General features: G+C 75.0%; 13 protein-coding genes. 2 read left to right on the forward strand and 11 right to left on the reverse strand.

The features are described 5' to 3' along the window. From G6556_RS10320 to G6556_RS10335, 4 genes are all read right to left on the reverse strand, one after another. The coding region (locus G6556_RS10320; RefSeq protein WP_166941000.1) for a LacI family DNA-binding transcriptional regulator at window positions 1-1,021 on the reverse strand (1,021 nt) is incomplete at its 3' end. Between the two features lie 211 nt (window positions 1,022-1,232). Next, complete coding sequence (locus G6556_RS10325) at window positions 1,233-3,815, reverse strand: ATP-dependent Clp protease ATP-binding subunit (RefSeq protein ID WP_166941002.1); 2,583 nt, start codon at window positions 3,813-3,815, stop codon at window positions 1,233-1,235. A 179-nt stretch (window positions 3,816-3,994) separates the two neighbouring features. Beyond that, entirely contained in the window at window positions 3,995-5,623 is a 1,629-nt protein-coding gene (locus G6556_RS10330; protein WP_166941004.1) for a methyl-accepting chemotaxis protein, read from the reverse strand. A gap of 201 nt (window positions 5,624-5,824) precedes the next feature. Beyond that, the gene (locus G6556_RS10335; protein WP_166941006.1) at window positions 5,825-6,649 is read right to left on the reverse strand and encodes a hypothetical protein; all 825 of its coding nucleotides are present in this window, start codon (window positions 6,647-6,649) and stop codon (window positions 5,825-5,827) included. 210 nt (window positions 6,650-6,859) lie between these two features. Here G6556_RS10335 and G6556_RS10340 point away from each other — a divergent pair, with 210 nt between their 5' ends. Further along, window positions 6,860-7,729, forward strand: a complete 870-nt coding sequence (locus tag G6556_RS10340) for a Cof-type HAD-IIB family hydrolase (RefSeq protein WP_166941008.1) — start codon at window positions 6,860-6,862, stop codon at window positions 7,727-7,729. A gap of 34 nt (window positions 7,730-7,763) precedes the next feature. Here the strand turns inward: G6556_RS10340 and G6556_RS10345 are convergent, their stop codons facing one another. The 7 genes from G6556_RS10345 to G6556_RS10375 all read right to left on the reverse strand — a co-directional run bounded on the left by G6556_RS10345 (window position 7,764) and on the right by G6556_RS10375 (window position 13,706). Further along, on the reverse strand, window positions 7,764-8,237 hold the full coding sequence (locus G6556_RS10345) for a thioesterase family protein (protein WP_346774826.1): 474 nt from the start codon (window positions 8,235-8,237) through the stop codon (window positions 7,764-7,766). A gap of 28 nt (window positions 8,238-8,265) precedes the next feature. Next, the gene (locus G6556_RS10350) at window positions 8,266-8,742 is read right to left on the reverse strand and encodes a VOC family protein (protein WP_166941022.1); all 477 of its coding nucleotides are present in this window, start codon (window positions 8,740-8,742) and stop codon (window positions 8,266-8,268) included. Between the two features lie 29 nt (window positions 8,743-8,771). After that, window positions 8,772-9,992, reverse strand: a complete 1,221-nt coding sequence (locus G6556_RS10355) for an MFS transporter (protein ID WP_166941010.1) — start codon at window positions 9,990-9,992, stop codon at window positions 8,772-8,774. 86 nt (window positions 9,993-10,078) lie between these two features. Next, a complete protein-coding gene (locus tag G6556_RS10360) occupies window positions 10,079-11,362 on the reverse strand; it encodes an aminotransferase class III-fold pyridoxal phosphate-dependent enzyme (RefSeq protein ID WP_166941012.1) in 1,284 nt (427 codons plus the stop codon). A gap of 2 nt (window positions 11,363-11,364) precedes the next feature. Then, window positions 11,365-12,138: a hypothetical protein gene (locus G6556_RS10365; protein ID WP_166941014.1), complete on the reverse strand. Its 774-nt coding sequence runs from the start codon at window positions 12,136-12,138 to the stop codon at window positions 11,365-11,367. Further along, window positions 12,128-12,808, reverse strand: coding sequence for a TetR/AcrR family transcriptional regulator (locus tag G6556_RS10370; RefSeq protein WP_166941016.1), 681 nt, complete (start codon window positions 12,806-12,808; stop codon window positions 12,128-12,130). Before G6556_RS10370 ends, G6556_RS10365 begins: the two co-directional genes overlap by 11 nt. Window positions 12,809-12,818: 10 nt before the next feature. Next, on the reverse strand, window positions 12,819-13,706 hold the full coding sequence (locus G6556_RS10375) for an SDR family NAD(P)-dependent oxidoreductase (protein WP_346774827.1): 888 nt from the start codon (window positions 13,704-13,706) through the stop codon (window positions 12,819-12,821). 91 nt (window positions 13,707-13,797) lie between these two features. Here G6556_RS10375 and G6556_RS10380 point away from each other — a divergent pair. Beyond that, window positions 13,798-14,598 (forward strand): ATP-binding cassette domain-containing protein (locus tag G6556_RS10380; RefSeq protein WP_166941018.1); only part of this gene is annotated, 801 nt, incomplete at its 3' end.

Consider the following 14,598-nt stretch of genomic DNA (forward strand, 5'->3'; position numbering starts at 1 on the left):
GCAGCCCCGGGGTCGAGCCGCGCAGGACCACCTCGCCCGCCACCGGCACCAGCTCGGCCTCGGCGGCGGCCGGGCGCAGAGCGAGCCGCGTGACCTCCTGCCCGATCCGGGCGAGCGGCAGCCGGACCGTGGTCAGCCCGGGCAGCACGTCCTGGAGCACCTCGACCCCGTCGAACCCGGCGAGCGCGACGTCGTCCGGCACCCGGACCCCGGCGGCGTGCGCGGCGGCGAGGGCCCCGGCGGCCATCGTGTCGGTGACCGCGAACACGGCGTCCACCTCGTCGAGCCCGGCCGCGAGCAGCCGGGTCATCGCCTCGTGCCCGCCGTCGCGGGTGGCGGCGGCGGACAGCACCCGCGCCGCCGGGACGGGTGCCCCGAGCGCGGTCAGCGCGTCCAGGAACCCGTCGCGGCGCTCGGCCGTCGCGGCGTGGTCCTCGGGTCCGCCGAGGACGGCGAACCGCCGGTAGCCGCGCTCGTGCAGGGCGCGTGCGAGGTCGGCGGCGCCGTCGCGGTGGGCCAGCACGACGCTGTTCACGCCCAGGGCGTCGCCGCCGACCGCGGCCACGGACCCGCCGATGCCGCGGAACGACTCCAACGCGGCCCGGACGGGCTCGTCGCCGTCGGCCCCGGCGCGGCCGCCCGCGAGGACGACGCCGCGCGCCCGCTGGCGCTCCAGCTGCCGGACGATCTCGACCTCGCGGGCGGCGTCCCCGCCGGTGGACGCGAGGGTCAGGGTGAGCCCGGCCAGGTCGGCGGCCTCGGCGACGCCGGCGGTGATCGCGGCGTAGTACGGGTCGGCGATGTCGGGGACGACGAGCCCGAGCGACGTCGTGCGGCCGCGGGCCATGGCCTGCGCGATGCCGTCCGGGGAGTACCGCAGGCGGGCGGCGGCGGCCTGCACCCGCTTGCGCAGGTCCTCGCCGACGGTGCGGTTCGCGGAGCCGTTCAGCGCGCGCGACGCGGTCGCCAGGGAGACGCCCGCCTCCCGGGCCACGTCGCTGAGCGTCACCTGTCCCGGCATGCCAGCCACGGTAGGCGTATTCCTCCAGGCCCCTCCGGGACCGGTGGGTGCAGGCACCCAGGTCAGGGGCCTGCGAGCGGGTGAACCGCTCCGGGGGACCACCCGCCCCGGTCACCCGTCCGGGCACCCCCCGCAGGCCGTCTGCCCCGGGACGCACGAAGGGCCGGGCCGCACCCTGGGGTGCGACCCGGCCCTGCCGTGGGTCGGTGCGTCAGGCGGGCAGGAGGCCCGTGCCGCCGTCACCGGACGACGCGATCGGCGGCGCCGGCGGGACGTCCGTGCCGGAGCCCGGCGTCCCGGCCGTGCGGACGCCCGCGCCCACCGGCTCCTTCGAGCGGGGACCGCGCGCCTCGCCGCGGAACACGAACTCGCCGAGGATGCCCTCGCCGTGCGCGTCCACGACCACCTGCTGGCCCGCGTGCAGCTCGCCGAACAGGATCTTCTCGGACAGCGCGTCCTCGATCTCCCGCTGGATCGCGCGGCGCAGCGGCCGGGCGCCCAGGACCGGGTCGTAGCCCTTCTCCGAGAGCAGCTTCTTGGCCGCCTCGGTGAGCTCGATGCCCATGTCCTTGTCCCGCAGGCGGGCGTCGAGCTTGGCGATCATCAGGTCGACGATCGCGAAGATCTCCGGCTGCGAGAGCTGCGGGAACACGACCACGTCGTCGACGCGGTTGAGGAACTCCGGACGGAAGTGCGTCTTGAGCTCGTCGTTGACCTTGGCCTTCATGCGCTCGTACGACGTCGACAGGTCGCCGCCGGCCTGGAAGCCGGTCTGCACGCCCTTGGCGATGTCCCGGGTGCCGAGGTTGGTGGTCATGATGATCACGGTGTTCTTGAAGTCGACCACCCGGCCCTGCGAGTCGGTCAGGCGACCGTCCTCGAGGATCTGCAGCAGCGAGTTGAAGATGTCCGCGTGCGCCTTCTCGACCTCGTCGAACAGCACGACCGAGAACGGACGACGCCGCACCTTCTCCGTGAGCTGGCCGCCCTCGTCGTACCCGACGTAGCCGGGGGGCGAGCCGAACAGCCGCGAGACGGTGTGCTTCTCCGAGAACTCGGACATGTCGAGCTGGATCAGCGCGTCCTCGTCCCCGAACAGGAACTCGGCGAGCGCCTTGGCCAGCTCGGTCTTCCCGACGCCGGTGGGGCCGGCGAAGATGAACGACCCACCGGGGCGCTTCGGGTCCTTCAGACCCGCACGCGTGCGGCGGATGGCCTGGGAGAGCGCCTTGATGGCCGCCTCCTGGCCGACGACCCGCTTGTGCAGCTCGTCCTCCATCTTGAGCAGCCGGCTGGACTCCTCCTCGGTGAGCTTGAACACCGGGATGCCGGTGGCCAGCGCCAGCACCTCGGCGATGAGCTCCTCGTCGACCTCGGCGACCGCGTCCAGGTCGCCCGACTTCCAGGCCTTCTCCTTCTCCTGGCGCTTGAGGCCGAGCTGCTTCTCCTGGTCGCGCAGGCGCGCGGCCTTCTCGAAGTCCTGCTCGTCGATCGCGGACTCCTTGTCGCGGCGCGTGTCCGAGATCTGCTCGTCGAGCTCGCGCAGCTCCGGCGGGGCCGTCATGCGGCGGATCCGCAGGCGGGCGCCCGCCTCGTCGACCAGGTCGATCGCCTTGTCCGGCAGGAACCGGTCGTTGACGTACCGGTCGGCCAGGGTCGCGGCGGCCACCAGGGCGCCGTCGGTGATCGAGACGCGGTGGTGCGCCTCGTACCGGTCGCGCAGGCCCTTGAGGATCTCGATGGCGTGCTGCAGGTTCGGCTCGGAGACCTGGATGGGCTGGAACCGGCGCTCGAGGGCCGGGTCCTTCTCCACGTACTTGCGGTACTCGTCCAGGGTCGTCGCGCCGACGGTCTGCAGCTCGCCGCGGGCCAGCATCGGCTTGAGGATGCTCGCGGCGTCGATCGCGCCCTCGGCGGCACCCGCACCCACGAGGGTGTGGATCTCGTCGATGAACAGGATGATGTCGCCGCGGGTGCGGATCTCCTTGAGGACCTTCTTCAGGCGCTCCTCGAAGTCACCGCGGTACCGGGAGCCGGCGACCAGGGCGCCGAGGTCCAGCGTGTAGAGCTGCTTGTCCTTCAGCGTCTCCGGCACGTCGCCCCGGACGATGTCCTGGGCCAGGCCCTCGACGACGGCGGTCTTGCCGACGCCGGGCTCGCCGATCAGCACCGGGTTGTTCTTGGTGCGGCGGGACAGCACCTGCATGACCCGCTCGATCTCCTTCTCGCGCCCGATGACCGGGTCGAGCTTGCCCTCGCGCGCGGCCTGCGTCAGGTTGCGGCCGAACTGGTCGAGGACGGCGGAGCCGGAGGGCTGGCCCTCCTGCGGGCCGCCGGCCGCCACGGGCTCCTTGCCCTGGTAGCCGGAGAGCAGCTGGATGACCTGCTGGCGGACGCGGTTCAGGTCGGCGCCGAGCTTGCCGAGCACCTGGGCCGCGACGCCCTCGCCCTCACGGATGAGGCCGAGCAGGATGTGCTCGGTCCCGATGTAGTTGTGGCCGAGCTGCAGCGCCTCGCGCAGCGACAGCTCCAGCACCTTCTTGGCACGCGGCGTGAACGGGATGTGCCCGCTCGGGGCCTGCTGGCCCTCGCCGATGATCTCCTGCACCTGGGCGCGCACCGCGTCGAGCGAGATGTTCAGCGACTCGAGCGCCTTGGCCGCGACACCCTCCCCCTCGTGGATCAGACCCAGGAGGATGTGCTCGGTGCCGATGTAGTTGTGGTTGAGCATCCGCGCCTCTTCCTGGGCGAGGACGACCACGCGACGGGCTCGGTCCGTGAATCTCTCGAACATGTGCACTCCTCACGAGCGGCGTGCTCGCCGGCGCGGTCGGGCTCTGCGGCCCGGTCTCCCACGCACGGCGAGGCGGCGTTGTTCGATGCTAACGGCGGGGGGTGCGTCGGGCGTCCCGTGTTCGCCCCTGGCGTGACGGGCGGCCCCCGGCGGCGGGCCGGGGCGGCGGCGACCGCCCCTCAGTAGGTGAAGCGGGCGACCCGGCCGCGCAGGTCCTCGGACATCCGCGCGAGCTCGTGGATCGCGTCGCCCATCTGCCCGAGCGTCTGGGAGGACGTGGCGGTCGCCGACGCCACCCCCGTGATGTTCACCGCGATCTCGCCCGACCCCGTGGCCGCCTCGGCCACCGACCGGGACATCTCGGTGGTGGTGGCGGTCTGCTCCTCGACGGCCGAGGCGATGGTCAGCTGGTAGTCGTTGATGCTGGCGACGATCTCGGAGATCTCGCCGATCGCGGCCACCGCCCCGGCGGTGTCGCCCTGGATGGCCTCGACGCGGCGCGCGATGTCCTCGGTCGCCTTGGCCGTCTCCTGGGCGAGCTCCTTGACCTCGCCGGCCACGACCGCGAAGCCCTTGCCGGCCTCCCCGGCGCGGGCGGCCTCGATGGTGGCGTTCAGGGCGAGCAGGTTGGTCTGCTCGGCGATGCTGGTGATGACCTTGACGACGTTGCCGATCTCCTGCGACGACGCCCCGAGCCGCGCGACCTGCTCGTTCGTCACCGCCGCCGCGTCGGTGGCCTGGCCCGCGACCCGAGCGGCCTGGGACGCGTTCTGGGCGATCTCCCGGATGGAGGCCCCCATCTCCTCGGCGCCGGCCGCCACGGTCTGCACGTTCCGGGACACCTGCTCCGCCGCGGCGGCGACCACGCCCGCCTGCGCCGAGGTCTCGTCGGAGCCGGACGCGACCTGCGACGACGCCGCCGACAGCTCCTCCGCCGCGGCCGCCACCGCCTGCGAGGTCTCGACGACCCCGGCCATCGTCGCGCGCAGGCTGGTCTGCGCCGCGCTCAGCGCGGTGGCCATCTCGCCGAGCTCGTCGCGCGACCGCACGCCCGGCTCCCGGGTCAGGTCGCCGGTCGCCATCGCCTCGACCGACGCCCGGACGCCCGACGCCGCGCGGGCCATGCTGCCGGACACCCGGAGGCCGGCGAGCAGCGCCGCGACCACGCCCGCCACCAGGAGGACGCCGGTCACGACGCGGCCCGTCGCGGCCGCGGAGGCCGCGTCCTCGGTCGCCCGGACCGTGCGCTCCCCGAGGGAGTCCAGCAGCGCCGTGGTCGCGTCGCCGATCGCGTAGTACACGTCGTAGCCGTCACCGGTCACGAGCGCGTCCCCGGCGTCCAGCGCCTCGGGCGTGCCCGCCTGGTACGCGGCCACCACCTGGTCGTCGACCGCGAAGAAGTCCTCCCACAGCGCGGCGATCTGGTCGAACGTCGCCGCCTCGTCCGCCGTCAGCCCGTCGACGTCGACCGCGTCGAGGGCGGACCGCAGCCGCTCGACGGAGTCCAGGTACCCGGCGCGGTTCGGGCTGTCGGCCGCGACCGCCTCCGGGCCGCCGATCCGGCGGGTGTCCCACGCGTACGCCACCTGCCAGCCGGACACGTCGGCGTTCATCGTCCGGACCTCGCCGACCTCGGTCGACACCTCCTGCAGCCCGGCCAGCCGCTCGTTCGCGGCCGAGACCCGGCCCAGGAACACCTGCGACCCCGCGCCGGCCACCACGGCCGTCACCACGCCGATCGCCGCCACCCCGAGGACCTTCGCCCGGAGCCCGCTCCACCGGTTCCGCCCGTTCGCCACCGCACTCATCGCCGACCTCTTCTCCCCCGGGACCCTGCCGCCCACCGGATCGACGCCGGTGCGGGCGCGATGAGCGGATCGGCCGGGCGAACGCCCCGAGGCGTCGCTCACATACCGGGGGCGCGGCGCCCCCGACGCGATCCGGCCCCGCACCCCCGGTCGAGGGGTGCGGGGCCGGACGGCGTGGGCCGGGGTGCGGCGCGGGTCGCCTCAGAAGCCGAGGCTGCTCATGTCCGCGATCTGGTCCGGGGTCGGCGCGACGATCTCGACGGGCTCGCCCCAGCCGGAGAACGTCACGTCGGTGCTGACCCCGGCGACCTCGGTGGTCACGCGGCGCATCTGGTCGTCGGCGTCGATCCAGTAGCTGTAGGTGAGCTCCGGCGGGAGCGAGGTGCCGGCGGCGGCGAGCTCCTCGGCGACGGCCGGGTCGGACAGGGCGGACGAGTCGATGACGACGGCGTACTCCTGGGCCAGGGCGCCGCCGACCTCCTGCGGCTCGCCGACCTTCTCGAACGAGATGACGGCGTCCTCCAGCCCGGCGAGCGTGCCGGTCGGGTCGAACTGGCCCTCCATGCCCGCGAACGACTCGGCCAGCGGGTTGCTGGTGTCGTTCGGGTCGATCTGGAGGTACTTGTCGCCGGTGAGCTCCGGCATCTGCATGTAGACGACGCCGCCGACCATCTTGAAGTCGATGGTGCCCGAGCCCGGCACCTCCATGGTCATGGCGAGGTCCTGCGCGCCGTCGGTGTACCGGATGACGCCGGTCGCCGTCTGCGTGACGCCCGAGCCCGCGGTCGACATGTCCATCGTCACGGTGCCGGCCGCCTGCGCCGCGGCGGTCACCCGCTCGACGAAGTCGTCCTTGGTCAGGTCGAAGTCGGACTCGACCTCGGCGACCTCCTCGGCCGGGGCCGACGCCTCCGCGCCGGCGGCGGGCTTGTCGGCCTTCTCGCCGGAGTCGGAGGTGCAGGCGGACAGGCCCAGGACGGCGACGGCCGTCAGGGACAGGGCGGCGATGCCGCGCGTGACGCGCATGGGAGGACTCCTCGGTCGTGGGGAGCCGCCCGCCGACGGCGCGGCACGGGGGCGGCACGACGCCGCTGCCCCCTGCGCGCCGGCCGCGCGGCGCGACTCGGTGCGCGACGACCGTATCCCGCGCGGCCCACCGCCGTGACCGCGCTGTGCGTCCGCTGAGCAGCGCGTCACCCGGACGGACCACCGCGGGACGGCTGCGAGACTGGGCGCATGCCCGTCACGACCGCCACCGAGCCCGTCCTCGACCCGCCCGCGCTGCCCGACGTCGACCAGGTGCGCCTCGTCGTCTCCGACATGGACGGCTCGCTGCTGGACCCCCAGGGCCGGGTGCCGGACACGTTCTGGCCGGTGCTGGACGAGCTGGAGCGGCGCGGGATCGCGTTCGCCCCGGCGAGCGGGCGGCAGTACGCGAACCTGCGCGAGCTGTTCGGGCCGCGCGGCGACGACATGGTGTTCATCGCCGAGAACGGCTCCTACGTCGTGCAGCACGAGCAGACGCTCTCGACGGACCCGCTGCCGGCGGAGGTGGTGCCGGAGGTCGTGGGCCGGGTGCGTGCGCTCGCCGACCGCGGCGTCGACGTGGGCCTGGTGCTGTGCGGACAGCGCGCCGCGTCGATCGAGCGGGTGGGCGACGCGTTCGCCGAGCACGCCCGGCGGCACTACGCGCGGCTGCAGGAGGTGGACGACGTGACCACGGTCGACGACGTGGTGCTCAAGATCGCGGTCTTCGACTTCGGCTCCGTCGAGGAGGTGACGGCGCCGGCGTTCGACGACCTCGCCGAGCGGCTCCGCGTCGTGGTGTCGGGGCAGCACTGGATCGACGTGATGAGCCCCGCGGCCGACAAGGGGCACGCGCTGCGCCGCGTCCAGGAGCGGCTCGGCGTCACGCCGGAGCAGACGATGGCGTTCGGCGACTACCTCAACGACGCGGGGCTGCTGGACGCGGCCCGCTGGTCCTGCGCCATGGACAACGCGCACCCGGAGGTGCGGGCGCGGGCGCGGTACGTGGTGCCGGCGAACAGCCGCGACGGCGTGACCCGCACGCTCGCGGCGGCGCTGGGGATGACGCCCCCGGCCTGACGGCACCTCGCCCGGGGTCCGGGGCGCCCGCGCGTCACCAGCCGTGCAGGACCGGCGCCTCGCCCGGGTAGGTCTCGAACACCGCGCGCTCCTCGGGCGTGAACGGCCGGGGCTGGTGCGTCCCGCGGTCGAGCTGCACCATCCGGGACCGCGCGCGCAGGTACACGACCGGCTCGGCACCGTCCGGGCCCGCGACGTCCAGCACCTCGTACCCGAAGTCGACCGACGACCGGCCGGTGCGGGGCACCCACACGTCGACCGCGATGGGCTCCGGCCGGAACGCCAGGGGCGCCAGGTACTCGATCTCGTGCTTGACGACGACGAGCAGGGAGTCGGTCGGCCGGCCCGCCGGGTCGACGCCCATGGACGGGAACAGCGCGAACCGGGCGTCGTCGAGGAACCGGAGGTAGGCCGCGTTGTTGACGTGCGCGAACAGGTCGACGTCCGACCACCGCACCTGCATCGTCACGCGTCCGCGCCGGCCGGGGGTGGGTGCGGTGTCGCTCACCGCCCCAGGGTAGGTCGCGCCGCGGGGGTCAGCCGTCCGCCGCCGCCCGGAGCGCCGCGACGTCGAGCTTCTGCATCCCGAGCATCGCCTGCATGGCCCGCTGCGCGCGCGCCGGGTCCGGGTCGCCCAGGAGCTCGTCGAGGACGCGCGGCACGATCTGCCAGGACAGGCCGTACGGGTCCTTGAGCCAGCCGCACTGCGACGGCTCGCCGCCGCCCGCGATCAGGCCGTCCCACAGCCGGTCGACCTCGTCCTGGGTGTCGACGGAGACGAAGAACGAGAACGCCTCGGTGAACCGGAACTGCGGGCCGGCGTTGAGCGCCTCGACCGGGAGCCCGTCGAGCTCGAACGACACCGACATCACCTTCCCCGCGAACCCGTCCGGCGCGCCGTCGGGGTACCGGCGGGTCGACGTCACCGAGGAGTTCGGGATCAGCGACGTGTAGAGCGCGGCGGCCTGCTCGGCCTGGGTGTCGAACCACAGGAACGGGTGCACGCTGGTCAGCACGGGAGGCCTCCTCGACTCGGGTGGCCTCAGTGTGCGCCCACCCGGGCCACCGCGTCACCGCCCCGGGCGAACGACCGCGCCGTCCCCGCGACCGGTGCCACCAGCACGGCGGGGAGCAGGAACCCGAGGGCCAGCCCGGGCCCGTCGGCGAGCAGGCCGACGGCCACCGCGCCGAGCACCGCGCCGGCGTAGGTGAACAGGTTCACGCGCGCCACCACCTCGTCCGTGCGGGCCGGGTCCAGGTCGCCGGCAGCGGAGAACGCGAGCGGGACCAGCACGCCGACGGCGACCCCGACGACGGCGAACCCGGCGACCGCGACGCCGACGGCGGGCACCAGGGCGACCAGGAGCAGGCCCGCCGTCCCGGCCGCCGCGCCGGTCACGACGAGCGCGGCGCGACCGAGCCGGGCGACGAGGCGGTCCCCGGCGAGCCGGGTCACGAGGACCGCCGCCTGGTACGCGGCGTAGCCGAGCGGGGCCGCGGCCGCGGAGGCGAGCAGGACGTCGTGCAGGTAGACGGTGCTCCAGGTGCTGACGGCGGAGTCGGCGACGAACGCCGCCAGCACGACGACGCCGAGCACCCAGATGCCCCGGGTGGGCAGCGACCGCCGCGGCGGCGCGGACGCGGCGGGGACCTCGCCTGCCGGCGCGGTCGGACCGGCCGCGAGCGCCAGGTCGACCGGCACCAGCCGCGACCGCCCGAGCAGCACCGCCCCCGCGAGCACCGCGGCCGCGACGACCAGGGCCGAGGCGGCCCCGGGCACGCCCACGGCCCCGACGAGCGCCGACATCGCCAGCGCGCCCAGGACCGCCGCCGCGGTGTAGCAGGCGAAGAACCCGGACATCACCGGCCGCCCGTACCTCCGCTGGACGAGCACGCCCTGGACCCCGGCGGCGGCGTCGACCGTCCCGAGCCCGAGGCCGTACAGCGCGAAGCCGGCGACGAACGGCACGGCCGGGGTCGACCCCGCCACCACCGGCAGGGCCACGACCTGCGCGGCCAGGCCGGCGAGCAGCGCGGTCCGGCTGCCGCGCCGGGTGGCCAGGTGCTCGGCGACCACCGACCCGGCGGCGGCCGCCACGCACACCAGCAGGACGACGAGCGACACCGCGGTGTCGTCGATGCCCTGCCGCTCCTTGAACGCCGGCAGCGCGGTGACCACCGTCGCGTAGCCGAAGCCCTGCGCGGCGTACGCCGCCCCCACCGCGACCCGCGCCGTGCGCGCGCCCGTGCCCGTGCCGTCCATCGCCCCGCCCGTCGTCGTCGCGTCGTCGTCGTCGTCGGCGGCGCGCCCTCGGGCCGTCTGGTGGTGCTGGGTGGTGCCGGTGGTGCCTAGCCGAGCTCCGGGTGCCGCGCCCGGACGACGCCGAACGCCTCGTGCGCGACCTCCACGGTCCGCGCGATGTCGGCACCGGTCAGCGCCGCGTTGAGGAAGTGGTTGTGGTGCGAGGTGAGGAAGACCCCGCGCCGCACGCACTCGGCGACCCACTCCTGGTGCAGCATCAGCGAGTCGTCGTCGGCGATCCGCAGGTAGAACAGCGCCGGCGCCCCGGAGGTCACGAGGGTCATCCCGTGGTCGGCCGCGGCCGCCACCAGCCCCGTGGTGAGCTCGGTGCCCAGCCGGTCGAACAGCGCGGGGGCGTCGAGCGCGCGGAGCTTGGTCAGCGTGGCGATGCCCGCGGCGAACGGCACCGCGCTCATCCAGTACGAGCCCGTGTACGTCAGGCTGCTCACCACGTCCTTGAGCGAGTCGCGCCCGCACAGCGCGGACACGTTGTAGCCGTTGGCGAGCGCCTTGCAGAAGCAGATCAGGTCGGCCCGGAACCCGAAGTGGTGGTCCGACCCGGCCAGGTCGAGCCGGAACCCCGCGCGCACGTCGTCCACGATCAGCACCACGCCGTGCTCGTCGCACAGCCGGCGCACGCCCGCCCAGAACCCCGGGCTCGGCAGCCGGTTGTCCACGAAGTTGCCGTGCATGTAGGGCTGGGCGATCAGGCCGGCGACCTCGCCGCGGTGCTCGGACAGCAGCCGCTCCAGCGCCGCCAGGTCGTCCCAGGGCGCGTACAGGGCGTGCGCGACGTCCTCCTCGAGCACCCCGGGGTGGTCGAGCTTCTGCGTCCAGGGCGCGACCCCGTGGTAGAAGCCCTCGAAGAACACGATCTTCTTGCGCCGGGTGGCGGCGCGCGCGGTCATCACCGCGAGCGTCGTGGTGTCGCCGCCGTTCTTCGCGAAGAAGGCCCAGTCGGCGCTGGCCACGGTGTCGACCAGCAGCTCGGCGAAGTCGACCATCACCGTCGAGGGGATGGTGACCACGTCCTCCAGCCGGGCCTGCGCGTCGGCCGCGGCGCGCACGTCCGGGTCGCCGTAACCGAGCACGTTCGGGCCGTAGCCGCACATGTAGTCGATGTACTCGTTGCCGTCGACGTCCCAGAACCGGGTGCCCTCGGCCCGCTGCGAGAACAGCGGGTAGGCGGAGGTCGGCACGTAGCAGCCCTCCGCGGGGCCCTGGTGGCCGTAGATGCCGGACGGCACGACCCGCAGGGCGCGCTCGAAGGCCTCCCGGCTGCGGGCGTAGGTGTACGGGGTGGTCGGGGTCCGCGGTGCGGTGGTGGTCATGGTCACTCCCCCAGGTACTGGCCGACGCGGTCCAGGATGCGGTTGACGTTGTCGACCATCGAGATGGTGCCGCGCATGGCCATCCGGCCGTCGCCGATGCAGGCGAGCGCGCTGACCCGGCCGGCGAGCAGGGCCCCGGCGACGTCGAGGTCGGCGAACGTGAGCGCCGCCCGGGGCCGGGGGGACGGCTCGGCCACGAACGTCAGGCGGTGGTCCCGCGCCCGCAGCGTCCACGCGAGCACGCCGTCGACCTCCAGCGCCACGTCCCCGTCCACGACGTGCGCGGCGCTGAACCGGCCGGCGCGGTCCTCGTTGCCGACCTGGGCGGCCGCGGCGGCGGCGACGTGCAGGCTGAGCGCGGTGCTCGTGGCGCGGAACTCCGGGTCGGCGAGGTCCTCGGCGGACGGGCGCAGGTACCGGGCGAGCAGCGCGGTGAGCGGGGCGAAGACCCGGAGCAGGAAGCTCGCGCGGTGCAGGCCCGTGACCGGGACGGGCTGTGCCGTGCCGTCGACGACGCGGTTGAACGCGGTCGGGCCCGGGAACGGCAGCACCACCGTCGCGACCGCGCGGTCGGGAACGACCCGCACCTGCCCGTCGCGGAACGCCAGCACCCCGCGCGGCCCGCCGCGGACGACGAACGCGGCCGTGACCGGGCGCGGGTCCAGCGCGAGCAGCGCCCGGGCCTCCGGCACGCGCCGAACGAGCTCCGGCAGGGTGCCGAGCACCGCGTAGAGGTTCACGTACGCCGCGGCACGCGGGTCGGTCTCAGTGAGCACGGGCGTCCTCCTCGGTCCGGGGCTCCGTCCCGGCGGGCACCGTCCCCGCGGGCACCGGCTCCGCGAGCGCGGCGAGCGCCCGGGCCGCGAACCGCGCGGTCTGGCGGGCGGCCTCGGTGTCCCGGTCCGCGAGCCAGACCGACGTCAGGCCCTCGGTGGACATGACCAGCGCCCGCGCGACCCGGTCGAGCGGCACGGTCCAGCGGCTGCGCGCCGCGAGGGCGGCGGTGGCCAGCGTCGCACGGGCCGACTCGTGGTAGACGTCGTACTGCGCGACCAGGGCGGCGCGCTGGCCCGGCGTCCGCATCGCGTGCAGCGCGAGCTCGAACAGGGCCTGCTCCCGCTCGGGGCGGGCGACGAGCAGGTCGAGGTACCGGTCCAGGCCCGCCACGATCACGTCCTCCAGTCGGGGCGGCTCCCCGGAGCCGGGGTCCGCGGCGGTGGCGACGGGCAGCAGCCCCGCCTCGGCGGTGCGCCGCTCCTGCTCGATGACGTCGGCGATGACCGCCTCCAGCAGGTGCTCCCGCGACGGGAACGCGTAGTGCAGGCTCGCGAGCGACATCCCGGCCTCGGCCACGATCGCCCGCGTCGTCGCCGCTGCCACGCCGTCCCGGGCGATCACCCGCGCCGCGGCGTCCACGAGCTCGCGCCGCCGCTGCTCGACCGCCATGCGCGCCACGTCACTCGCCCCCCGTCAGCCGGCCGGCGACGCCGAGGACGAGCCGCCGCGGCAGAGCGCCCGCGAGCGCCGCGGTGACCCGGTTCCGCAGCCCGGCGACGACCGAGGGCGGCGGGTCCCGCCGGTCGAGCGCGCGGAACGCCGCGTCCACGATCTGCGGGACCGGCAGCACCTGCCCGACGCGGAACCGCTCCGACCCGGCGACGGCGAAGAACTCGGTCTCCGCCGGTCCGGGCGCCAGCGCGAGCACCCGCAGGCGCGACCCGCGGTGCTCCTGCCAGACCGCCTCGGTCAGCGAGCGCACGTACGCCTTGGTGGCGGCGTACACCGCGAGCGACGGGCCGGGCTGGTAGGCGGCGGTGCTGGCGACGTTGACCAGGATCCCCCGGCGGGACGCGACCAGGTCCGGCAGCAGCAGCCGGGACAGCAGCGTGAGCGCGGTGACGTTCACCTGCACCTCCGCCGCCACGCGCTCGGGGTCGGCGGCGTGGAACGGGCCGTAGGTGCCGAAGCCGGCGCTGTTCACCAGCGCGTCCACCAGCAGCCCGCGCCCCGCGATCGCGGCGGCCAGCTCGGCGGGCGCCGCCGGGTCGGTCAGGTCCGCGGTCAGCACCGTCGACCGTGCGCCGTGGGCCGCCTCGAGCGCCGCGGCCAGGTCCGCCAGCCGGTCGGCCCGCCGGGCGACCAGGACCAGGTCGTAGCCCCGCGCGGCGAACCGGCGGGCGAACTCGGCGCCGATGCCGGAGGACGCGCCGGTGACGACGGCGACGGGGCGCGCGTGGCTGCTGATGGGGGGCTCCTCGCTGCTGACGGGGTGTGGGTCGTCCGACCCAGTCCGTACTGTCGCAGCCCCCGGCGGTGCGCGCCACGGGGTCGCGCAAAAGTTCACACGCCGGAAACGGCCCGTGTCAGCGCGACGTGAGCGCCGTGTGAGCGTCCCGGCGCAGGGTGGTCCGCGTCAACCAGGGAGGACCACCACCATGACCACATCCACCGGCGGCAGCCCGTGGGCCGTCGAGGCCCGCGGGCTCGTCAAGACCTTCGGCGACAACCGCGCGGTCGACGGCGTCGACCTGCAGATCCGGACCGGGTCCGTCTACGGGTTCCTCGGCCCGAACGGCGCCGGCAAGACCACCACCCTCCGCATGCTGGCCACGCTGCTGCGCCCGGACGCCGGCACGGCCACCGTGTTCGGCCGGGACGTCGCCCGCGAGGCGCAGGCCGTGCGGTCGCTGATCGGCGTGACCGGCCAGTACGCGTCCGTCGACGAGAGCCTGTCCGCCACCGAGAACCTCGTGCTGTTCGGGCGGCTGCTCGGCCTGTCCCGCGCCGACGCCCGCCGCACGTCCGCGGCGCTGCTCGACGAGTTCGGGCTCACCGAGGCCGCCGCGCGCCCGCTGAAGAACTTCTCCGGCGGCATGCGCCGGCGCCTCGACCTGGCCGCCTCGCTCATCGCCCAGCCGCCGCTGATCTTCCTGGACGAGCCGACCACCGGCCTCGACCCGCGCACCCGCCTGCAGATGTGGGACACCGTGCGCCGCCTGGTCGCCGGCGGGTCCACGGTCCTGCTCACCACCCAGTACCTCGACGAGGCGGACCAGCTGGCCGACCGGATCGCCGTGATCGACCGCGGGCGGCTCGTGGCCGAGGGCACCGGCGCCGAGCTCAAGGCCTCCGTCGGCACCTCGCGCCTGCAGATCGGCCTGGCGGAGCCCGCCGACGAGGCCGAGGCGCTGCGGATCGCCCGCACGGTGCTCGGCGTCGAGCCGACCCGCACCCCC

It is taken from the genome of Cellulomonas sp. IC4_254, assembly GCF_011603975.1.
Lineage (GTDB): Bacteria > Actinomycetota > Actinomycetes > Actinomycetales > Cellulomonadaceae > Cellulomonas.